The 21,476-nt window shown below is 39.2% G+C and carries 19 protein-coding genes; 14 read left to right on the top strand and 5 right to left on the bottom strand.

The genetic code is table 11. From position 1 onward, the window contains the following. The first annotated feature begins 6 nt into the window (after positions 1–6). The 11 genes from I6F45_RS12070 (at position 7) to adk (ending at position 12,148) form a co-directional block, all read left to right on the top strand. Positions 7–864, top strand: coding sequence for an HvfB family MNIO-type RiPP peptide maturase (locus I6F45_RS12070; protein ID WP_165728225.1), 858 nt, complete (start codon positions 7–9; stop codon positions 862–864). A gap of 36 nt (positions 865–900) precedes the next feature. Beyond that, entirely contained in the window at positions 901–1,653 is a 753-nt protein-coding gene (locus I6F45_RS12065; RefSeq protein ID WP_165728226.1) for an HvfC family RiPP maturation protein, read from the top strand. A gap of 72 nt (positions 1,654–1,725) precedes the next feature. Next, positions 1,726–1,848: a hypothetical protein gene (locus I6F45_RS21535; protein ID WP_002962301.1), complete on the top strand. Its 123-nt coding sequence runs from the start codon at positions 1,726–1,728 to the stop codon at positions 1,846–1,848. A gap of 169 nt (positions 1,849–2,017) precedes the next feature. Further along, a complete protein-coding gene (gene apt / locus I6F45_RS12060; protein WP_007584093.1) occupies positions 2,018–2,563 on the top strand; it encodes an adenine phosphoribosyltransferase in 546 nt (181 codons plus the stop codon). Between the two features lie 3 nt (positions 2,564–2,566). Beyond that, positions 2,567–5,086 (top strand): DNA polymerase III subunit gamma/tau, encoded by a 2,520-nt coding sequence (gene dnaX / locus I6F45_RS12055; RefSeq protein ID WP_197160629.1) that lies wholly within the window; start codon positions 2,567–2,569, stop codon positions 5,084–5,086. 60 nt (positions 5,087–5,146) lie between these two features. Continuing rightward, positions 5,147–5,473, top strand: a complete 327-nt coding sequence (locus tag I6F45_RS12050; RefSeq protein WP_002962306.1) for a YbaB/EbfC family nucleoid-associated protein — start codon at positions 5,147–5,149, stop codon at positions 5,471–5,473. A gap of 7 nt (positions 5,474–5,480) precedes the next feature. Further along, complete coding sequence (gene recR, locus I6F45_RS12045) at positions 5,481–6,089, top strand: recombination mediator RecR (RefSeq protein ID WP_165728228.1); 609 nt, start codon at positions 5,481–5,483, stop codon at positions 6,087–6,089. 562 nt (positions 6,090–6,651) lie between these two features. Continuing rightward, positions 6,652–8,553 carry an MFS transporter gene (locus I6F45_RS12040; RefSeq protein WP_197160628.1) on the top strand — a complete coding sequence of 634 codons (1,902 nt, stop codon included), beginning with the start codon at positions 6,652–6,654 and terminating at the stop codon, positions 8,551–8,553. A gap of 4 nt (positions 8,554–8,557) precedes the next feature. After that, entirely contained in the window at positions 8,558–9,283 is a 726-nt protein-coding gene (locus tag I6F45_RS12035; protein ID WP_165728230.1) for an RluA family pseudouridine synthase, read from the top strand. A gap of 118 nt (positions 9,284–9,401) precedes the next feature. After that, positions 9,402–11,315 carry a molecular chaperone HtpG gene (gene htpG, locus I6F45_RS12030; RefSeq protein ID WP_007584077.1) on the top strand — a complete coding sequence of 638 codons (1,914 nt, stop codon included), beginning with the start codon at positions 9,402–9,404 and terminating at the stop codon, positions 11,313–11,315. 188 nt (positions 11,316–11,503) lie between these two features. Next, complete coding sequence (gene adk, locus I6F45_RS12025; protein WP_010553395.1) at positions 11,504–12,148, top strand: adenylate kinase; 645 nt, start codon at positions 11,504–11,506, stop codon at positions 12,146–12,148. 89 nt (positions 12,149–12,237) lie between these two features. On the opposite strand, the gene tpx is transcribed toward adk, so the two are convergent. Beyond that, positions 12,238–12,819: a thiol peroxidase gene (gene tpx / locus I6F45_RS12020; RefSeq protein WP_024598337.1), complete on the bottom strand. Its 582-nt coding sequence runs from the start codon at positions 12,817–12,819 to the stop codon at positions 12,238–12,240. A 233-nt stretch (positions 12,820–13,052) separates the two neighbouring features. On the opposite strand from tpx, the gene I6F45_RS12015 reads away from it, so the two are divergent. Beyond that, entirely contained in the window at positions 13,053–14,057 is a 1,005-nt protein-coding gene (locus I6F45_RS12015; protein ID WP_007584074.1) for a response regulator, read from the top strand. A gap of 3 nt (positions 14,058–14,060) precedes the next feature. Continuing rightward, positions 14,061–15,032 carry a sensor domain-containing diguanylate cyclase gene (locus I6F45_RS12010; protein ID WP_197160627.1) on the top strand — a complete coding sequence of 324 codons (972 nt, stop codon included), beginning with the start codon at positions 14,061–14,063 and terminating at the stop codon, positions 15,030–15,032. A gap of 98 nt (positions 15,033–15,130) precedes the next feature. Here I6F45_RS12010 and I6F45_RS12005 read toward each other — a convergent pair whose 3' ends face one another. From I6F45_RS12005 to I6F45_RS11990, 4 genes are all read right to left on the bottom strand, one after another. Beyond that, entirely contained in the window at positions 15,131–16,645 is a 1,515-nt protein-coding gene (locus I6F45_RS12005; protein WP_165728231.1) for a SpoVR family protein, read from the bottom strand. 19 nt (positions 16,646–16,664) lie between these two features. Continuing rightward, entirely contained in the window at positions 16,665–17,948 is a 1,284-nt protein-coding gene (locus I6F45_RS12000) for a YeaH/YhbH family protein (protein ID WP_024605317.1), read from the bottom strand. Positions 17,949–17,979: 31 nt separating this feature from the next. Further along, on the bottom strand, positions 17,980–19,902 hold the full coding sequence (locus tag I6F45_RS11995) for a PrkA family serine protein kinase (protein ID WP_010553401.1): 1,923 nt from the start codon (positions 19,900–19,902) through the stop codon (positions 17,980–17,982). Between the two features lie 210 nt (positions 19,903–20,112). Beyond that, positions 20,113–20,694, bottom strand: a complete 582-nt coding sequence (locus I6F45_RS11990; RefSeq protein WP_002960323.1) for a superoxide dismutase — start codon at positions 20,692–20,694, stop codon at positions 20,113–20,115. Positions 20,695–20,960: 266 nt separating this feature from the next. Here I6F45_RS11990 and I6F45_RS11985 point away from each other — a divergent pair, with 266 nt between their 5' ends. Beyond that, complete coding sequence (locus tag I6F45_RS11985) at positions 20,961–21,299, top strand: Grx4 family monothiol glutaredoxin (RefSeq protein ID WP_004335359.1); 339 nt, start codon at positions 20,961–20,963, stop codon at positions 21,297–21,299. The last annotated feature ends 177 nt before the right edge of the window (positions 21,300–21,476 follow it).

Genomic DNA, 21,476 nt, shown 5'->3' with positions numbered 1-21,476 from the left:
GTAGTTATGACACAAATCCAGAGTACAGATTTCGGGATGGTGGGCCTTGGCCTACGACGAGAAATGCTTGATGAACTGCTTGAACACGTACCTAATCAAGTAGATTTTTTGGAAGTTGCACCAGAGAACTGGTTAAAACTAGGTGGGCGCTTTAAAAAGCAATTTAGAACATTAACAGATGCAAACAATTTTGTGTGTCATGGATTATCACTGTCTATCGGTTCACCCGAACCACTGGATGTTGAATTTGTTAAGTCTTTAAAAGTTTTTTTTGAAGAGCACAATATAAAAATCTTTAGTGAGCACTTAAGTTACTGCTCTGGTACAGGCCATATGTATGACTTAATGCCTATTCCGTTTACACAAGATGCTATAGCACATGTTGTCCCTCGCATTAAACAAGTACAAGACATACTTGAGCAGCAAATTGCGATAGAAAATGTTTCCTATTATGGCGCTCCTGGACAGCAATTATCAGAGCTGGAATTTACAAATACCATTTTAGAGCAAGCAGACTGCAAGCTTTTACTGGATGTGAATAACATTTATGTGAATTCGATTAATCATGGCTATAACGCACAAGCGTTTTTAACTGGGTTACCCTCTAATCGTATTGCCTATGGGCACGTTGCAGGCCATTATAATGAGGCTGATGACTTAATAGTGGACACACATGGTGCTGATGTCATTGATCCTGTGTGGGAGCTACTGGATAAAGCATATAAAGTGCATGGCGTATTTCCAACCTTGCTTGAGCGCGATTTTAATATCCCTACAATGAATATTTTAACCAAAGAGTTAGATATAATTCATGAGCTACAAGCTAAACACATTACTTCAATGGTTTCAAAACAACGAGCTTAATATAAGCCTTTATAAATATTAAAAGAGTGCCTGGTTATGAGCTTTATTGAAATACAAAACGAATTTATGGCGCATATTCGCGAGCCTAAAAAAAATAAAAAGCCCAGCGGTATCGAAGACCGACGTATGGCCATTTATCGCGACCTATTTTTTAATAACATTGAAGGTTTTATATCATCAGGTTTTCCGGTATTAAAAACCTTATATACAGACAAGCAATGGCTGGTCCTTGTACGCCAATTTTTTAGCGAATATGATTGTCATTCGCCGTACTTTTTAGATATAGCAGGGGAGTTTATTAATTACTTATCAAGTGATTATAAAATGAAAAGATACGATCCCGTGTTTATGCTAGAACTTGCACATTATGAATGGGTAGAGCTAGATGTATCGATTGCACACGAAGATGAGCAAGAGCAAAAATTACAAACAACAGCGCTTACTAGTTCTGCTTTGTATTTATCGAAAACGGCAAGAAATTTAAGTTATCAATTTCCGGTTCAAAATATTAGCAATCACTTTAAACCAAAAGAGCCATCACCTCAGCCTAATTATTTTGTTGTATATAGAGATGAAGATGATGACGTTCAATTTCTGGCTACGAATGCGATGACTGCTTTGTTACTATCAATTATTGAGGCAAGTGATGGAGCGACATTTGACGACGTTTGCCAACAGGTATTCGCTCATGCACCACAGTTTAATGCAGATCAAATTGCTCAAGGCGCATTGGTTACCCTCAATGCAATGGTTGAACGCGGTGTAATTGTGACAAAAAATCAAGATTAAGGTCTTTATTGATGATTTTACATCGTCTATTATGGCAGCCTTATTTGTCGTGCTTAATAAAAGGTTGTACCAATGTCAGATGATAAAGACTTTAAAGATCCGTTCAACGCTACTTATTTTCTTGCTTTCTTAGCTGTATTTGCAGGGATTGGTTGTTTAAATGCAATATTAGGCTGGATCACTAGCTTAACTTAAAATGCATAGCGTTTATTAAGGCTGTTGCTTACTTCAGCCTTGAACCACTTTATTTTAATTACCCCCCATAGTTAATACTTCTTTTATAGTAACGCCAAACTCGCAATTAAAGGTTAGTTAAGGTTATAATCACCTGCTTTGTAATATAAACAATTGAGCAGTTAAAATTATGACTCAAGTAACACCAGCAATTATCAAAAACAGCATAACTACAATTGCTGATTATCCAAAGCCGGGCATCATGTTTCGCGATGTAACCACTTTAATGGCAAATCCAGAAGCCTTTAAAGCAACTATTGACGCGTTTATCGCAGAATATAAAGATCAGGGTTTTACTAAAATAATTGGCACAGAATCACGTGGCTTTATTTTTGGTGCGCCGCTGTCTTACGCATTAGGCATTCCGTTTATTCCAGTTCGTAAACCAGGTAAGTTACCACGCGAAGTTATTCGTCAAGATTACTTACTTGAGTACGGTGAAGACACGTTAGAGCTGCATGTTGATGCAATTGTACCTGGCGATAAAGTATTATTAGTTGATGACTTATTAGCAACTGGCGGCACAATTGAAGCCACAGCTAAATTAGTTCATAAACTAGGTGGCGAAGCCACAGATGCTGCATTTGTTGTATCACTACCAGAACTTGGTGGCGAGCAGCGCATCAAAAAAATGGGTATTAAAATTCTAAAATTGGTTGAATTCGAAGGCGAGTAATCGATGAGTTATCAGGTTCTAGCGAGAAAATGGCGTCCTCAAACCTTTCATGAATTGGTTGGGCAGTCTCATGTTAAGCAAGCGCTTGTAAATGCGCTTACACAAAATAGACTGCATCACGCTTATTTATTCACTGGAACCCGCGGTGTAGGTAAAACCACTATTGCGCGTATTTTTGCTAAAAGCTTAAATTGCGACGAAGGTATATCTGCAAATCCGTGTGGCCAATGTAGCAGCTGTTTAGATATAGAAGCAGGGCGCTACATTGACTTACTCGAAATAGATGCGGCTTCTCGTACAAAAGTAGAAGACACCCGCGAAATACTCGATAACGTTCAATATGCACCAACACGTGGACGTTATAAAGTATACCTAATCGATGAAGTTCACATGCTTTCTAAGCACAGCTTTAATGCGCTTTTGAAAACGCTTGAAGAGCCACCAGAGCATGTGAAATTTTTATTGGCGACGACCGATCCTCAAAAACTACCAGTTACTATTTTATCTCGCTGTTTACAATTCAACCTAAATGCCTTGTCGCAAAGTGAAATTAAAACACAGCTTGAACACGTACTTACTCAAGAGCAGCTTAGCTTTGACACTGATGCACTTAGCATTATTTCAAAAGCCGCTGATGGCAGTATGCGTGATGCGCTTAGCTTAACTGACCAAGCTATTGCACAAACAAATGGTGATATTAATAATCAAGCAGTACAAACAATGCTTGGTTTAATGGATACTCATTATAGCCAAAGCTTGCTTGCAGCATTACTTGCACAAGATGGCGCTGCGCTAATGGATGAGATTGCACAGGTGGCAAGTCGTAATCCTAATTATGTTGCATTGCTTGATGATTTAATTGCACTTACGCATTTGACCCAACTAACCCAGTTAGTGCCAGAAGCGGCAGGGCTAGATGAAAAAAATGTAGATTATATTGCTCATGTTGCACAACATACGAGCCCACAACAAATTCAAATTTATTATCAGTTACTGTTAAATGGTAAAAAAGATTTACAATGGGCACCAGAGCCTCGTTTAGGTTTTGAAATGATAATGCTAAGATTATTAGCATTTAAGCCTACAGACGCTCAACAAACTGTACACACAGTAAACGAAGAGCCGGCCCCAAATAAACAAGGCCGCGCAAATGCACTGCGAGATATATTAAATAAAAATAAAACATCGCAAAACACTGTAGCTAGCCAAAGTAGTGTCCCTGTAAATAATACTAAGCCAGTTAGCAATACAGAGCAGCCTAAATCCCTTGAGATAGAGCCTTTACCAAATGTTGCCGCTCAGACATTGAATAATGATGTCGTACAAAGTAATAATGAGCCAACCCAAGTTGCAGTAGAGCAACCGGTTCAACAAAGTGAAAATGCTATTGAACAACAGGCTTCAGCTAATGAGCAACCACAAACCAATGTTGTTTCGGATGCTCAAGCCCAGCGCCAAAGTGAAGATGAAGCTTATATGCAACACAGCGATGCGGAACAAACGCTAGCCTCGCAGTTTGACGATATAATGAGTAGCGCTGTAGATCAGGGCTTTAACCCTGCAACTAATACAAATTCAGAGCCTTCACCAGAGCTTGCAGCTAATCAAAATGTAAGCATGCCAATTGCCGAGCAAGAAGCGCAAGCTCAATCAGCCATTGCTCGTATTTTACGTGACAGAAACATATCGGGTGCGGGTAGGTTATCAAGTAAGAATACAAATACATCTGCAAGTAATGTTGCAGCACAGTCAAGCCAAGCGCCTGCTAAAAAGCCAGAACAGCATCCAAGAATGCCTAAAGCCCAAAGCGTTCATCAAAGTAGTATAAATGCAAGCGAGCTTAGTAGTCCGCCAAGCACTGCGTCTGGCGATGCTCCTCCTTGGGCAACTAATAGCGCAGGTGAGAGTGAAAAAAAGCATGAGCTCCCAGTAACAGGGAGCCAAACTCAGGCAAATAGTCACGCTAATACAAAACCAGCTCGTAAGATTGATTTTAAAGAAAAGCACCAAACAATTACCGAAAATCTTGCGCCAGAATTACTTGAGCAAATAAACCCTCAAAAAGCGCCTGAAATAGCGCCAGAGGAAGTAAGTATTCCTGCCCCTGATGATTTTCAAAGCCCAATTAGTGAAATTAGATTTGCACATCAACAAGATGAATGGGCTTATTTAATTAAACGTATGGGACTGGGTGGTCGTATGCGCCAATTTGCATTGCATTCAATATTTACCAAGCAAGGCAACAGTTTACATATAGACGTTGATGAATCACAAAAGCATTTAGATACGCCGATGCTTCGCCAAAGATTAGATGCCGCATTGTCGAGTATTTATGAGCATAACGTGTCGTTAAGTATTAATTTTGCTAAGGGAGTTATTGACTCTCCTTATCTTATTCAGCAAAAAATTGATGCAGGTCGTCATCAACAAGCAATCGATGTGATCACATCTGATGAAAACATAGTACAATTTCAGCAAGTATTTAGCGCCGAAATTGACGAAAACAGTATTCAGGCATTGTAATTACTTACAATCGCCCTTATGTTCATGTTAATTAATGTATTAAAAGAAAGAGAGAAAGTTATGTTTAAAGGTGGAATGGGCAACATGATGAAGCAAGCGCAGCAAATGCAAGATCGCATGCAAAAAGCCCAAGACGAAATCGCAACATTAGAAGTTGTTGGCGAAGCCGGTGCCGGTTTAGTTAAAGTAACCATGCTTGGTAACCATAATGTACGTCGTGTTCAGCTTGATGAAAGCCTTATGGAAGACGACAAAGACATGATTGAAGACTTACTTGCAGCAGCATGTAACGATGCTGTACGCCGTGTTGCTGAAGAAACACAAGAGCGCATGGGTAAAGTAACTGGCGGTATGCAATTACCACCAGGTATGAAAATGCCGTTTTAAGTAAATAATGCAACTTTCAGATAGTTTAAATCAGCTTATAGAAGCACTGCGCTGTCAACCGGGCATTGGTCCAAAGTCAGCGCAACGTATTGCTTTTCACTTGCTTGAGCGCGACCGAAAGGGAGGCACTCAGCTTGGTAATGCATTGACTAAAGCAATGACAGCCATAGGGCATTGTCGGTCTTGTCGTACTTTTTGCGAACAAGCTCAGTGCGATATTTGTTTAAGTACAAAACGCCAAGACAGCGGCATATTATGTGTTGTTGAATCGCCTACTGACGTGCTTGCAATTGAGCAAACGGGTCAGTACTTAGGGCTATACTTTGTTTTAATGGGTCATTTATCGCCAATTGACGGTATCGGCCCTAAAGAAATTGGCTTAGATGTTTTAGAGCAAAAACTTGCTCAAGGCGGTATTAATGAGGTTATTTTAGCGACTAACCCTACCGTTGAAGGCGACACTACTGCTCATTATATTGCTCAGCTTTGTCATAAATATAAAGTAGGTGCTTCGCGTATTGCTCACGGTATTCCTGTGGGGGGCGAGCTTGATTTAGTAGATGGTAGAACGCTTATGCATGCTTTTAGCGGCAGGCGTTTAGTTACACAAGACTAGGGCGTGTTGAACTTTGCGGGTTGAAATTTGTTCAATCTAGGGGCGGTTTAATCGCGGCGCGAGGTTTGTAACCTAGTGGGCTAAGTAAAAATCGAGCAACAAAGAGTTAATCGTCCCTAGAAAGAACCCAAAGGGCAGCGCATGTTTGGTATTTATGCTGCGTTATCGCCTATTTATGGGGAATAACCACACTACACAAGCTCTGCCTTGCCTAAAAACCAAACATACTGCTGTAAATTCAACCACGAAAGGTCAGCAGGCCCTAGCTCTAAGTCACTATTTGAAAAGATATTATAAAAGCCTACATGATTAAATTATGTAGGCTTTTTTGTTTTTAAGGTAAGCTTAGAAGCAATCTAATACCAATCCGCAATAATACTTAATCATTTTGCGGGGCTAAACGTGTCGCTACCTGCGTTAAAAAATTCTCATTTAGAACAACTAAATAGCGAATTTTTTGCCTAGCTATCAACACGTTTTTCCGCCCTCAAAATAGATCATTTAATTAAACAAATTGGTATAATATATTTTTGGGCTATGTCTCTAATTAGTAAGGAATACAATGAAAGATAATCAACCCTACCAAGGTACATTACTGGGTAGTAAGCGTTTTTTACCGCTTTTTATTACGCAGTTTTTCTCAGCGATTAACGATAACGTGTATAAGCAATCAGTGCTTATTTTATTGATATTCCAGGCTGCAACGCTTGCTGATGGCGCACTTTATTCAAATATTGCTGCTGGGTTATTTATCCTACCTTTCTTTTTATTTTCAGGGATGGCGGGGCAGCTAGCTGAAAAAACAGAAAAATCCAAACTAATCAGAATCGTAAAGCTATGTGAAATCCCTATTATGGTTGTAGGGGCTGTCTCTATTTTAACGCAGTATCTTTGGCTGATGTTAGCCACCGTATTTTTAATGGGCGTACAAAGTACGTTTTTTGGTCCATTAAAGTACTCTATTTTACCGCAGCACGTAGCCCCTAACGAATTAACAAAAGCGAATGGCTTGGTTGAATCAGGCACGTTTGTAGCAATATTAATTGGTACAATTTTTGGCACCTATTATATTACTCAATCAGTAGGGCCTACGCTTATAAGTATTGCCGTATTAGTACTGGCTGTTATGGGTTATGTGAGCAGTCGCTTTATACCCATTAGTGAGGCAAACGAGCCTAACTTAAAATTTACCTATAATATATTTTCATCCACGAAAAACGTATTTTCAGCACTTAATTCGCAAACAGAATCGGTTGGTAAATCAGTCCTCGGGATCAGTTGGTTTTGGTTAATTGGCGCAATTATTTTAACGTCCCTACCAAATTATGTAAAACACACAATGGGCGGCGATGAACTGGTTGTAACTAGCGCGCTTGTTGTGTTTTCACTAAGTATTGCTATTGGTTCATTACTGTGTGAAAAGCTTTCTCGCTCTCGAATAGAATTAGGAATTGTGCCTTTTGGCGCTATTTTAATTACCTTGTTTTTATACTTACTGAGCCAAGAGAGCGCTATTAGCTCTTATTTACCTCAAAACCTTGAATTGTTGACGCTTGATCAGTTATTAAAAACAGGCGACATGTTGTGGCATTTTGTATGGATGGCAGGCATTGGTATTGGCTCTGGTTTTTATACTGTACCTCTGTATGCGCTTATTCAACAGCGTACTGAAGAGTCGAGTCGCTCACGAGTTATAGCGGCTAATAATGTATTAAATGCACTGTTTATGGTGGGCAGTGCTGTTTTAAGTATTGTAACGCTGTCTGTTTTTCAGTGGAGTATTTCAGAGTTGCTACTGTTACTTGCTGGGCTAAACTTACTTATATCTGTTTATATTTATACCAAAGTACCAGAGTTCTTTTTACGATTTATTATATATATTTTAGCTATTTGTATGTACAGAGTGCGTACAAAAGGTGAAAGTAATATTCCAGATGAAGGCGCTGCCGTTATAGTGTGTAATCACGTGAGCTTTGTCGATTGGATGTTTATTTTAGCAGCATCACCAAGGCCTATCCGATTTATGGTATTTGCCCCTATTTATTATTCGCCAGCCCTACATTGGTTATTTAAAATGGCCAAAGCTATTCCCATTAACAGTGAAAAAACCAACCCGGAAGCGTTTAAAAAAGCCTTTGACGAAGTGGCTGCTGCGCTTAATAAAGGCGAACTTGTTGGTATTTTCCCTGAAGGAAAACTAACCAGTGACGGCTCTATCGATATTTTTCGCCGTGGAATCGAGCGCATTATTGAACGCTCACCTGTGCCTGTTATTCCTGTGCATTTAGGGGGCCTGTGGGGAAGTATGTTTAGCCGAAAAGCTAAGTGGCAACTACCACGATTAAAATGGTCTTTGGTGTCGGTTGCAGTAGGTACCCAGATTGCCGCTGACAAAGTAGTAGCAGACGATTTGCGTGAGCAAGTATTGGCTTTAAAAGCGCTTCATTCAAAAGATATTGATTAATTTAATGGCTAACTCAATATTGGATACACCAGTAGAGTCACAAATGATTGTTGATGACTTTGTAGCGCCTAAGTGCGACGGGTTTATTGAAATATTATATCAAGATGATGATATTTTACTGATCAATAAACCCAGTGGGTTATTAAGTTTGTCTGGTAAGAATCCGCTTAACTGGGACTCAGTACATTACCGTTTAGTACATGGTCAAAAAGGGTTAACAGCCGCATTTACTGAGGCTAAGTTACCGCATCGGTTAGATTTGGGTACATCGGGCATTATGATTGTTGGATTAAACGCCAAAGCATCAAAGCATCTTAATAAACAGTTTCAGGCGCGTACTATCCAAAAGCGTTATGTAGCCATGTTAGAGGGTAGCTTAGCTGTTGATGAGGGGGAAATTACTGCACCAATAGCAAAAGATAAACTGCTTTTTCCGCGAGTTAAAATTTGCCAAACGACGGGCAAAGTAGCGGTGAGTGAATACAGTGTGCTTGAGCGGCTTAAACAACCGTGCAGAACCTTAGTGCAATTTACGCCCGTTACCGGACGTACCCATCAATTACGAATACACAGCCAGTTTATAGGGCACCCAATTTTAGGCTGTGATTTATATAAAAGTGCGCAAAGTGAGTACATGGCAGGACGCTTACAATTACATGCCAGCGATTTATATTTTGAACATCCAACAACAGGTGAAAAGATTCATATTAATTGTCCGCACCCATTTTAGATAAACGAGATATTCTATTTTTTCGTTTCACCTTTTTTTGATTTTTCCCTTGAAGTTCTAACACCTCACCCCATATTAAGTGCATAACGCAGACACTTTGCAAATTGGAGATATATAAATGACTGCAGCACAAAAAGAAACATTAGGCTTTCAAACAGAAGTAAAACAATTATTAAACTTAATGATTCATTCTCTTTATTCTAATAAAGAAATATTTTTACGCGAACTTGTGTCAAACGCATCAGATGCAGCAGACAAGTTACGCTTTTTAGCGCTATCTCAAGGCGACCTTTACCAAGGTGATGCCGATTTACGTGTTCGTATTAGCGCAGATAAAGAAGCAAATACAATTACCATTTCTGATAATGGTATTGGTATGACACGTGATGAAGTAATTAGCTCATTGGGTACTATTGCAAAGTCGGGTACTGCTGAGTTTTTCAAAAACTTAACGGGTGATCAAAGTAAAGATTCACAGTTAATTGGTCAATTTGGTGTTGGTTTTTACTCAGCATTTATTGTTGCCGATTTAGTAACTGTTCGTACACGTAAAGCGGGTGAAACAACTGCTTACGAGTGGGAATCTCAAGGTGAAGGCGAATACACGCTTCAAGAAATTGAAAAAGAAGGCCGTGGTACCGACATTATTTTACATCTTCGTGATGAAGAAAAAGAATTTGCTGACGATTACCGCCTGCGCGGCATTGTTACTAAATACTCAGACCATATTTCAACACCGGTACAAATGTTTAAAGCAGAAGTACCAGAGTCTGAAGGCGAAGACGGCGAAAAAATTCCAGCAGTACCAGGTGAGTGGGAAAGTATTAACCGCGCAACTGCATTGTGGACGCGTGATAAGTCAGAGCTTTCTGATGAAGAATACAAAGAGTTTTACAAGCACGTAAGCCACGACTGGGAAGATCCACTTAGCTGGGCACATAATAAGGTTGAAGGTAAAACTGAATACACGAGCCTTTTATACATCCCTAAAAAAGCACCTTTTGATTTATGGAACCGTGAACGTCAAAGTGGCTTAAAGCTTTACGTACAACGTGTATTTGTAATGGATGATGCTGAGCAGTTCATGCCAAGCTACCTTCGCTTTGTAAAAGGTTTACTAGATTCAAACGATTTACCTCTAAACGTATCTCGCGAAATTCTACAAGACAACAAAGTAACGCAAGCTATTCGTAAAGGGTGTACATCGCGCATTATTAAAATGCTTGAGCGTATGGCTAAAAACAAAGCTGACGATTACCAAGTATTTTGGAATGAGTTTGGCCAAGTAATGAAAGAAGGCCCAGCTGAAGATGCGGCAAATAAAGAAGCCGTATGTAAGTTATTACGCTTTTCTTCTACTCATACTGATTCAGAAACGCAAGATGTGTCGCTTGAGCAATATGTTGAGCGTATGAACGAAGGCCAAGACAAAATTTACTATGTAGTAGCTGATACATTTACTTCTGCGAAAAATTCTCCTCATTTAGAGATTTTCCGCAAAAAAGGGATTGAAGTATTGTTACTAAGTGACCGTGTTGACGAGTGGATGATGAGCCACTTAACTGAATTTGCTGATAAGCAACTACAGTCAATCACACGTGGTGATTTAGATTTAGGTAAGCTGGACGACGAAGAGACTAAAAAAGCACAAGAAGAGTCTGAAAAAGAGATGGCTGGCCTTGTTGAGCGTATTAAAACAGCACTAGGTGATGACGTTAAAGAAGTACGCTTTACGCACCGCTTAACAGATTCTCCAGCATGTGTTGTAAGCGACGACAACGACATGAGCTCACAAATGCAAAAGCTAATGGAATCTGTTGGTCAAGCAGCCCCTGAAGCAAAACCTGTGTTTGAGCTAAACCCAGAGCATCAACTTGTTAAGCATTTGAATGACGAACAAGATGAAGATAAATTTTCACAGTGGTCACATGTTTTATTAGACCAAGCATTACTTGCAGAGCGCGGTACACTTAAAGATCCAACTGGATTTGTTACTCGCCTAAACAAACTAATGCTTGAACTAAGCAAGTAGTCAGTTAACTATTTAGTTAATAAAAGTATAAATTATATACTTTAAATAAAAGGGAACGTATGTTCCCTTTTTTAATGCGCTGTAAATACATCAACAACTCATCAATTAGTATAAGTTGCTTGAGTATCGGCGGCGCTTGTGGAAGAATTCAGGCTTTAAAATAAATATCCATACTAGGGGACAATAATATGCGCATTATTCTTTTGGGCGCGCCGGGTGCAGGTAAAGGTACTCAAGCTCAGTTTTTAATGGACAAATACGGTATTCCACAAATTTCTACTGGCGACATGTTACGTGCAGCAATTAAAGAGGGCACGCCATTAGGCTTAGAAGCAAAAAAAGTAATGGATGCTGGTCAACTAATTTCTGACGATATTATTATTGGTTTAGTAAAAGAGCGTATTACTAAAGCTGATTGTGAGAAAGGTTTTTTACTTGATGGCTTCCCACGCACAATTCCTCAAGCTGATGCGATGAAAGAAAATGGCGTAGTGGTTGATCACGTTATTGAATTTGACGTGGCTGACGAAGTGATTGTTGAACGTATGGGCGGACGTCGCGTTCATCCAGGCTCTGGTCGTGTTTACCATATTGTATATAATCCACCAAAAGTGGAAGGTAAAGACAACGAAACTGGGGAAGACTTAATTGTTCGCGCTGATGATACTGAAGAAACAGTACGTAAACGTTTAGGTATTTACCACGAGCAAACTATGCCATTGGTTGATTATTACCAAGCAGAAGCTGCGGCTGGTAACACTCAATACCATAAATTAGATGGTACACAAGCTGTTGAAGCTGTTAGTTCACAACTTGGTGAGCTTTTAGGTTAATTACAAAAGCACATTAAAAAAACCGCCAACTGGCGGTTTTTTGTTTTAAGGCTGTTTAGCATTACTTAATCAGTGCTATTTAATCGGCTTTACAACGTTTTAAGTTTCTCAATTACGCTGTTGTATTCTGGTTCAGTTGAAAGGCTACTAACTAATTGTTTATAAATGACGTTATGGCTTTCATCTAAAATAAATACCGTTCGCGTTAATAAGCCCATATCTTTAATAATCAATCCGTATTTTTGGCCAAAATCGCGCCAAACAGAATCTGATAACGTAGTGATTTTATCAATATTTTCAGCTTTGCAAAAACGCTTTTGAGCAAATGGTAAATCAGCACTAATTGTTAGCATTACAACACTTGGAAATTGCGAGGCTACTTTTTCATTAAAATGCTTAGTTTGCAGGCTACAAATACCTGTATCAAGACTTGGCACTACACTTATCAATACAGCTTGGCCTTTGTAATCCTCAAGTGTCACAGGGATGAAGTTGTCATCAACTACTTTGAAATTTGGCGCGCTATCTCCAACAGAGATCCCTTTGCCTAATAAAGTGACTGGTTTGCCTTGTGCAGATACTTTTCCTATGTCTAGCGTGTTTTCTGGGTAATCGGCTGCAATAGCCACAGAGCAAAATGCGCTCAAAGCAAAGGTAAGTGAACGTAACATAAGGTATTTCCTTTTAAATTAACGCAATGGGCGTCAGTGTATTATACTGCGCTATAGTAACCAAGAGATTATACCGCCCTAATGAAGTTGGGATTAGTTCTGCAATATAAAAATTGTAACTGTGCTAAACTTTGATTAACATGAAGTTACAAAATATGTCTTCAATAATAAAAATGAAAACCATCATAAAATGATTTTAATGCTCATTACTGGTTTAGAAACAGAGAGATAATATGTCAACATCGGTACTAATATGTGATGACTCAAAATTAGCTAGGCGTCAGCTAGCTCGTTCATTACCTGAAGATTGGGACATTAAAGTTGAATTTGCACTCGACGGCGTTGATTGCATAAAGCAAATAAAGTTAATTGAACCAGAAATACTTTTTCTCGATTTAAACATGCCTGAAATGGATGGGTATGAAGTATTAATCGCTATGAAAGAACAGGGGCTAAACATACTCACTGTTGTTGTCTCTGGTGATATACAGCCAAGTGCACATCAAAGAGTGCTTGAACTTGGTGCTATCGATTTTATTCAAAAACCATGTTCCCCCGAAAAACTAGCCAGCATAATTGAACACCATGGGATTAAAGATAAAGCCATGCGTGAGCGTCTCTCTCATTCGCTTGGAGAGCAAGTCGACCCTGATGTTCGGGATATATACCAAGAACTCACTAACGTTGCTATGGGACAGGCTGGGGATTTACTTGCACGTCTTCTTAATGTGTTTGTAGAGCTACCAATTCCTAATGTGAATATTTTGGAAGTTAATGAACTCGATATGGCGCTGCAGTCTATAGATAATAACGCAGCTACATCGGGTGTGTGTCAGGGCTTTATTGGCGGTGGCATTTCGGGCGAGGCGCTATTACTTTTAAATGATTCAAGCTTTAAAGAAATAGCTTCTTTGATGAATTATGACGGCGAGTTAAACGATAAAATTGAACTTGAGCTGCTTATGGATATTAGTAATATTTTGATAGGCGCTATTTTAACGGGTCTTTCAAAACAGCTCGATATGTCATTTAGCCAAGGGCACCCAATAGTACTTGGCCAACACAGAGATGTGTCTGAGCTGGTTAAATCAAACAAGTCACGTTGGCAACGCACCCTTGCTATAGAGATTAGTTACGGTATTGAAAACCATGATATAAATTGCGACCTCATGCTGTTATTTACTGAAGATTCACTTAAAACTTTGAAGTATAAAGTTGCTTACCTATTAGAAGATTAAGTTATGGCTGCAGATTTAGAAATGAATGAGATCCATTGGCTTATGGATATGTTTAATACCGTTGATGTAGGCCTTGTAGTACTTGATAGAGATTATAAGGTGTGTGTATGGAATGGTTTTATGGAAAACCATTCAGGGCTTCTACCAAGCGCAGTAAAAGATAAAGACCTATTTGATTTATTTCCAGCAATAGACGAAAAATGGTTTAGAAGTAAATCAGAATCGGTTTTTGTTTTAAAAAACCGCTCTTTTACGATTTGGGAGCAGCAGCCATACATTTTTAGGTTTAAAAATTATCGACCTATTACTGGTAAAGCTGATTACATGTATCAAAATGCAACATTTATCCCTCTTACAAATACGATGGGCGAAGTTAGCCATATTTGTATTATTTTGTATGATGTAACAGATGTCGCGGTAAATAAAAAAGAGCTTGAAGAGTTAAACAAAAAATTAGAACAAGTAAGTCAAACAGATAGCTTAACGCAGCTTGCAAATCGTGGACACTGGGAAGGTACGCTACGCCAAGAGTTTTTGAGAGTTAAGCGAAGTGGTGGCTGTAGTACATTATTAATGTTTGATATTGACCACTTTAAAAAAATAAATGATGAATATGGCCATAGCTGTGGTGATGAATCGCTTCGTCATTTATCTAACTTACTACGTACGACGCTGCGCGAAACTGATGTTGCAGGGCGCTATGGCGGTGAAGAGTTTGCAGTAACATTACTTGATACAGATAAAGAAGGCGCTTTTGTATTTGCTGAGCGTTTAAGGGTATTGATTGAAACTAACCCTGTTAAGTATAAACACTTTGAAATAACAATGACGGTAAGTATAGGGCTGGCTGGTAGCAGTAATGATTTTAAAAATCATGAGCGCTGGATAGAGGCTGCAGATAAAGCACTGTACCAGTCTAAAAATACAGGGCGAAATAAAGTAATAGCCTACGAAGGTATAAAAAATGACGCTTAAGCGTCATTTTTTATATCCAGAATTTAGGGTTAAATAATACCGTGTTTTTATAACCTGCTGAGCAAACCCAATCAGTATGAAAATTTTATTGCTCTTCATTATTGTGTTGTGTGTCGAGAGTCATCTATTGGGCATTGACCAATCATTGAAACCTCACCAGAATTTGACTCTTTCTCTAGTTTTACTTTAAAGCCCCATAACCTGTAAAGATGCTTAAGTACTTCCTCGTGCGAGTTTGCTAAAGGAATGTTGTTATGAGGTACGTAGCGTAGGGTTAGTGAACGGTCACCTCTAATATCAACGTCATATACTTGAATGTTAGGCTCATGATTACTCAAGTTGTACTGCGCTGAGAGCGCTTCTCTTACAGCTTTATAGCCGTTGTCGTTATGTATTGCGCCAATTTCTAAATGGGGATTATTAGTATGATCAATAATAGTAAATAATTTAAAATCACGAATTAACTTAGGCGATAAAAACTGGCTAATAAAACTCTCATCTTTAAAGTTTTCCATTGCAAAATGCAGTGTATCTAGCCAATTACTGCCTGCATATTCAGGAAACCAGCGTTTATCTTCTTCAGTTGGGTGTTCACATATTCTGCGAATATCCACCATCATATTAAAGCCTAAAGCATATGGGTTAATGCCTGAATAATATTTACTGTTATAAGGTGGCTGATAAACTACGTTGGTATGGCTTTGTAAAAACTCTAACATGAAAGAGTCGGTGAGCTTTCCCTCATCATATAAGTGATTAAGGATGGTGTAATGCCAAAATGTTGCCCAGCCTTCGTTCATTACTTGAGTTTGTTTTTGTGGGTAAAAGTATTGCGAAATTTTACGAACAATACGTATAACTTCACGTTGCCAAGAATCGAGTAATGGGGCATTTTTTTCAATAAAATACAAAATATTTTCTTGGGGTTCAGAAGGGAAATGGCGTACTTTTTTTTTGGTTTCTTGCTGTTGCTCAGGAATAGTCCGCCATAATTCATTTACTTGCGATTGAAGGTAGTCTTCACGCTCTTGTTGGCGTTTTTGTTCTTCAAATAACGATATTTGTTGTGGACGTTTGTAGCGATCCACTCCGTAATTCATTAATGCATGACATGAGTCGAGCAGGGCTTCTACTTGTGTAATACCGTGCTTTTCTTCACAGCGGCTTATGTAGTTTTTAGCAAATACCAAGTAATCAATAATTGAGCCAGCATCGGTCCAGGTTTTAAATAAGTAATTACCTTTAAAAAATGAGTTATGTCCGTAACATGCGTGCGCCATTACAAGCGCTTGCATAGGTAAGGTATTTTCTTCCATTAAGTACGCAATACAAGGGTCTGAATTTATCACTATTTCGTAAGCAAGACCCATTTGTCCGCGCTTATAATTTTGCTCTGTTTGAATGAACTTTTTACCGTAAGACCAATGGCTGTAACCAATAGGCATGCCAACGCTTGAGTAAGCATCCATCATTTGCTCTGCGGTTATCACTTCAATTTGATTAGGGTAGGTGTCTAACCTGTAGTGAGCTGCAACACGGGCAATTTCACTTTGGTACTCATCTAATAAATCAAAGGTCCAATCTGGGCCATCACTCATTCGTTTATCATTCATAATGCTACCTCGCTTTAGGCTATGCAGAGTTTTGCTGTTGACGACCTTTTTTAAATAGCTCCCTAAAAATTGGGTAAATATCTTCAACGCTTTGAATATGCTGTATGGCGAAATTATTATGGCTGTGTGTTATAGATTCATATTCGCGCCATAGGCTTTGATGAGCACGAGTGGTTATTTCAATATAAGCAAAATAGCGTACTGCGCTTAAGAGCTTATTACGCAAAATTTCACCACACTGCGGGGTGTCGTCCGCCCAGTTATCGCCATCAGAGGCTTGTGCGGCGTATACATTCCACTCGTTTGCGTGATAACGCTCTTTTATTATTTCGTTCATTAATTTAAGTGCGCTTGAAACAATAGTGCCGCCAGTTTCTTGAGAATAAAAAAACTCTTGCTCGTCTACTTCTTTTGCTTGTGTGTGGTGGCGAATATAAACAACTTCTATGTCTTTATAGCTGCGTGTTAAAAATTGATAGAGCAAAATATAAAACCGTTTTGCCATGTCTTTTGTTGGCTGATCCATTGAGCCTGACACATCCATAATACAAAACATCACGGCTTTGCTGGTGGGGTGAGGGCGTTTTTCGTAATTACGAAAACGTAAATCGTAGTTATCAATAAATGGAACCGACTTAATTTGCACTTTTAATGCTGCAATTTCTTTTTGTAATAAAGCAATTGCTGCTTTATCGTTATGTGGACCAGCAAGCAGCAGAGCAAGTTGTTCTTCGAGCTCTTTTAAACGGCGTTTTTTACCTGCACTCATGGCAACACGCCGTGCAAGGGAGCCTTGAAGAGAGCGGACAATGTCAATATTGCTAGGTATACCATCGCTACAAAACCCTGCGCGATGGGTTTTCATTTGCACTAGCTTATCAAGCTGGTTTTCTTGTAAGTTAGGGAGCTCTAAATCTTCAAACAGTAAATCAAGGTATTCATCTTTTGATATTGAAAATACAAACTCATCTTGTCCTTCGCCCGAATCGCTGGCGTCACCTTCACCGGCACCGCCGCTTTGTCCACCTTTAGGGCGCTCAATTTTATCACCTGTAGAAAACTGATCGTTGCCTGGGTGAATTTGTTCTCTATCCCCACCTTGCCCTTGATGAAATGTAGGTTCGCTGATATCGCGTTGTGGAATAGAAATACTCTCACCAGAGCTTGAATCGGTAACGCTGCGTTTGTTAATCGCATCTGAAACCGCTTCTTTAATTTGTTTTTTATAGCGCCTAATAAAGCGCTGGCGATTAAGCGTACTTTTATTTTTTCCGTTTAAACGCCTATCTATAAAATGCGCCATATTGACCTCCTATATACTACGACTATGAAGGTTATTGCGATTTTCTAACCCGTAAATACCACTCAGAAAGCAAGCGAACTTGTTTTTGTGTATAGCCTTTTTCGACCATACGGTTCACAAAGTCTTCGTGCTTTTGCTGATCCTCTGCAGACGTTTTAGTATTAAACGAAATAACAGGGAGTAAATCTTCGGTATTAGAGAACATTTTTTTCTCAATTACCGTGCGTAGTTTTTCGTAGCTTGTCCATAGTGGGTTTTTACCGTTGTTGTGCGCACGGGCACGCAATACAAAGTTTACTATTTCATTTCGGAAATCTTTAGGGTTAGAAATACCCGCCGGCTTTTCTATTTTTTCAAGTTCGGCATTAAGTGCCTCACGGTCAAATAGTTGTCCCGTATCAGGGTCGCGATATTCTTGGTCTTGTATCCAAAAGTCTGCATAAATAACATAACGGTCAAAAATGTTTTGTCCGTATTCTGAATACGATTCTAAATAGGCGGTTTGCAGTTCTTTGCCTATAAACTCAACATATTGCGGAATTAAATAGCCTTTTAAAAAGCTTAAATAACGCTCTTCTATTTCGCTTGAAAATTGTTCGCGCTCTATCTGTTGTTCAAGCACATAGAACAAATGCACTGGGTTTGCGGCAACCTCAGTGGTATCAAAGTTAAACACGCGGGATAAAATTTTAAACGCAAAGCGAGTAGAGAGCCCCGTCATGCCTTCATCAACACCTGCGTAATCACGGTACTCTTGATACGATTTTGCTTTAGGGTCGGTGTCTTTTAGAGTTTCGCCATCGTATACCCGCATTTTTGAATAGATACTTGAATTTTCTGGCTCTTTTAAACGTGATAGCGTCGTAAATTGCGCCAATGTTTTAAGTGTACCTGGTGCGCATGGCGCGTTGTATAGCTCGCTGTGCTCAAGTAATTTGTCGTAAATTTTAATTTCTTCAGTCACACGTAAGCAGTAAGGTACTTTTACAATATAAACACGGTCTAAAAATGCTTCGTTGTTTTTATTGTTTTTAAAAGTTTGCCACTCAGATTCATTAGAGTGAGCGAGGATCATGCCATTAAAGGGCAGAGCACTAATGCCTTCTGTGCCGTTGTAATTACCCTCTTGGGTTGCAGTAAGTAAAGGATGCAGCACTTTAATAGGTGCTTTAAACATTTCTACAAATTCCATCAGCCCTTGGTTAGCTAAACATAAAGAGCCAGAGTAGGCGTATGCATCAGGATCGTTTTGGGCAAAGTGCTCAAGCTGGCGAATATCGACCTTACCCACTAGCGCCGAAATATCTTGGTTGTTTTCATCTCCTGGTTCGGTTTTGGCAATGCCTATTTGGTTTAAAATTGAGGGGTAGCGCTTAACCACTCTAAACTGGCTAATATCACCATTGAATTCTTTTAAGCGTTTGCCAGCCCAAGGGGACATAATGGTTTTTAAGTAGCGCGGTTTAATACCGTATTCTTGCTTAAGTACGTCGGCGTCCTCTATTGGGTCAAATAATGCAAGAGGATGGTCGTTTACCGGAGAGCCTTTAATTGAATAAATAGGCACTTGTTGCATTAAATATTTTAGTTTTTCAGCAATGGATGATTTACCCCCACCAACAGGCCCAAGTAAATAAAGCACTTGTTTGCATTCTTCAAGCCCTTGGGCTGCGTGTTTTAAATAAGAGACTATTTGCTCAATGGCGTCTTCCATACCATAAAAATCAGCAAAGGCAGGGTAGCGTGCAACTACTCTATTAGAAAATAACCGGCTTAGTCGTGCATCCGTTGCGGTATCTACCATGTTTGGTTCGCCAATTGCCATGAGTAGGCGTTCTGGTGCGCTGGCGTAGGCAGACTTATCGGTTTTACAAATCTCAAGAAATTCAGCGATACTGTATTCTTCTTCCTGTGCCGCTTCGTATCGTGCTTGGTAATGCTCAAAAATCGTCATAATAACCTCCGAAACACGCTGTAAAAAGGTGCTTACCTTTTAAAGTCTAGTCACGAATCTGTATTTTTGTGCAATAAAATTAAAAATTTAAGTGAAAAAAGATCATGTTACTAAAAGTGTTTTATTAAATGATGAGGCGCTTGGGTGTGATAAACAAGAAACAAAAAAAGACGCCTAAGCGTCTTTTTTACATTAGCGTTTAAAGGCTAATTAAGCGAAGTTAGCGTTCGCGAATTCCCAGTTAACAAGCGACCAAAAACCTTTAAGGTAATCTGGACGAACGTTACGGTAATCAATGTAGTAAGCGTGTTCCCATAAATCCACTGTAAGGATTGGAGTAACGCCATCATCAGTTAATGGTGTAGCAGCGTTAGATGTATTAACGATGTCTAGTGAACCATCAGCAAGCTTAACTAACCACGTCCAGCTTGAACCAAAGTTATTTACTGCTTTGTCATTTAATGCATCTTTAAACGCATCAAAAGAACCCCATTTAGCGTTGATTGCATCAGCAACTGCGCCAGTAGGCTCGCCGCCGCCGTTTGGAGATAAGCTGTTCCAGTAAAAAGTATGGTTCCAGATTTGTGCTGCGTTGTTAAATACGCCGCCTTCTGATGAACATACGATCTCTTCTAGAGATTTGTTTTCAAACTCAGTACCAGGGATTAAACCATTAAGCTTAACCACGTAAGTGTTGTGGTGTTTGCCATGGTGAAACTCTAGTGTTTCTTTTGAAATATGTGGCTCAAGTGCGTCGATTGCATATGGTAGTGACGGTAGTTCAAATGCCATTTTTTTATCTCCATCTTCTTTGGTTGATAGTCCATTTGGTAATACGTAATGCCTGTTGAAACAGAGCAGTTACCTATACCAAGCGGTAATATAGTGTTACTATAATTGTTGAGTATTTTACTCAAGTTTAAGCAAACAGCAATGCTATTGCGAAAGACTATTTCAATTGCGGCTTTATTTGCCCATTTTAAGTTATATATTTGTGGTCACGATGAGTTATTTTCAAGACCTAAATATATTTAGCTATCGTTACTTTGAGGTTGTAGATGGAAACCATTGATAAAATTAAACAGCAAATTTCAGAAAACCCAATAATCCTTTTCATGAAAGGGTCACCAAAATTACCAAATTGTGGTTTTTCTTCACAAGCATCGCAAGCGTTAATGTCATGTGGTGAACCATTTGCATACGTTGATATTTTACTTAATCCAGACATTCGTGCTGAGCTTCCAGCATACGCAAATTGGCCAACATTCCCGCAATTATGGGTAGATGGCGAATTAGTTGGTGGTTGTGACATTATTATCGAAATGTTTCAACGCGGTGAATTACAGCCGTTAATTACAGAAACTGCTGCTAAATATAAAGAAGCTGACGCAGAGTAATTTATTACTCAACCTGCTATCAGGTTATTAAGCTCTTTAAACACAAAGCCACTTTTTAAGCTAACACCATTCAGTTAAGCATGCTTTGACTTAATGGTGTACCGAGTTTTTGAAATTCGAACGGTCCTACTTTTGGGCCGTTTTCTTTTTTCTGGAAGAATATAACGTTTCACTCGT

The sequence above is a fragment of the Pseudoalteromonas sp. SWYJZ19 genome, from assembly GCF_015864375.1.
Taxonomy (GTDB): Bacteria; Pseudomonadota; Gammaproteobacteria; order Enterobacterales; family Alteromonadaceae; genus Pseudoalteromonas; species Pseudoalteromonas arctica.
This window is presented reverse-complemented; position numbering and strand designations above follow the sequence as displayed.

Bases quoted from the DNA above. Each gene is read 5' to 3' on its own strand.
- I6F45_RS12010 (WP_197160627.1), top strand. From the start codon at position 14,061: ATGGCTGCAGATTTAGAAATGAATGAGATCCATTGGCTTATGGATATG.
- adk (WP_010553395.1), top strand. From the start codon at position 11,504: ATGCGCATTATTCTTTTGGGCGCGCCGGGTGCAGGTAAAGGTACTCAA.
- apt (WP_007584093.1), top strand. From the start codon at position 2,018: ATGACTCAAGTAACACCAGCAATTATCAAAAACAGCATAACTACAATT.
- dnaX (WP_197160629.1), top strand. From the start codon at position 2,567: ATGAGTTATCAGGTTCTAGCGAGAAAATGGCGTCCTCAAACCTTTCAT.
- recR (WP_165728228.1), top strand. From the start codon at position 5,481: ATGCAACTTTCAGATAGTTTAAATCAGCTTATAGAAGCACTGCGCTGT.
- I6F45_RS11985 (WP_004335359.1), top strand. From the start codon at position 20,961: ATGGAAACCATTGATAAAATTAAACAGCAAATTTCAGAAAACCCAATA.
- htpG (WP_007584077.1), top strand. From the start codon at position 9,402: ATGACTGCAGCACAAAAAGAAACATTAGGCTTTCAAACAGAAGTAAAA.
- I6F45_RS12035 (WP_165728230.1), top strand. From the start codon at position 8,558: ATGGCTAACTCAATATTGGATACACCAGTAGAGTCACAAATGATTGTT.
- I6F45_RS21535 (WP_002962301.1), top strand. From the start codon at position 1,726: ATGTCAGATGATAAAGACTTTAAAGATCCGTTCAACGCTACTTATTTT.
- I6F45_RS11990 (WP_002960323.1), bottom strand. From the start codon at position 20,694: ATGGCATTTGAACTACCGTCACTACCATATGCAATCGACGCACTTGAG.
- I6F45_RS12005 (WP_165728231.1), bottom strand. From the start codon at position 16,645: ATGAATGATAAACGAATGAGTGATGGCCCAGATTGGACCTTTGATTTA.
- tpx (WP_024598337.1), bottom strand. From the start codon at position 12,819: ATGTTACGTTCACTTACCTTTGCTTTGAGCGCATTTTGCTCTGTGGCT.
- I6F45_RS12040 (WP_197160628.1), top strand. From the start codon at position 6,652: ATGAAAGATAATCAACCCTACCAAGGTACATTACTGGGTAGTAAGCGT.
- I6F45_RS12000 (WP_024605317.1), bottom strand. From the start codon at position 17,948: ATGGCGCATTTTATAGATAGGCGTTTAAACGGAAAAAATAAAAGTACG.
- I6F45_RS12070 (WP_165728225.1), top strand. From the start codon at position 7: ATGACACAAATCCAGAGTACAGATTTCGGGATGGTGGGCCTTGGCCTA.
- I6F45_RS12015 (WP_007584074.1), top strand. From the start codon at position 13,053: ATGTCAACATCGGTACTAATATGTGATGACTCAAAATTAGCTAGGCGT.
- I6F45_RS12065 (WP_165728226.1), top strand. From the start codon at position 901: ATGAGCTTTATTGAAATACAAAACGAATTTATGGCGCATATTCGCGAG.
- I6F45_RS11995 (WP_010553401.1), bottom strand. From the start codon at position 19,902: ATGACGATTTTTGAGCATTACCAAGCACGATACGAAGCGGCACAGGAA.
- I6F45_RS12050 (WP_002962306.1), top strand. From the start codon at position 5,147: ATGTTTAAAGGTGGAATGGGCAACATGATGAAGCAAGCGCAGCAAATG.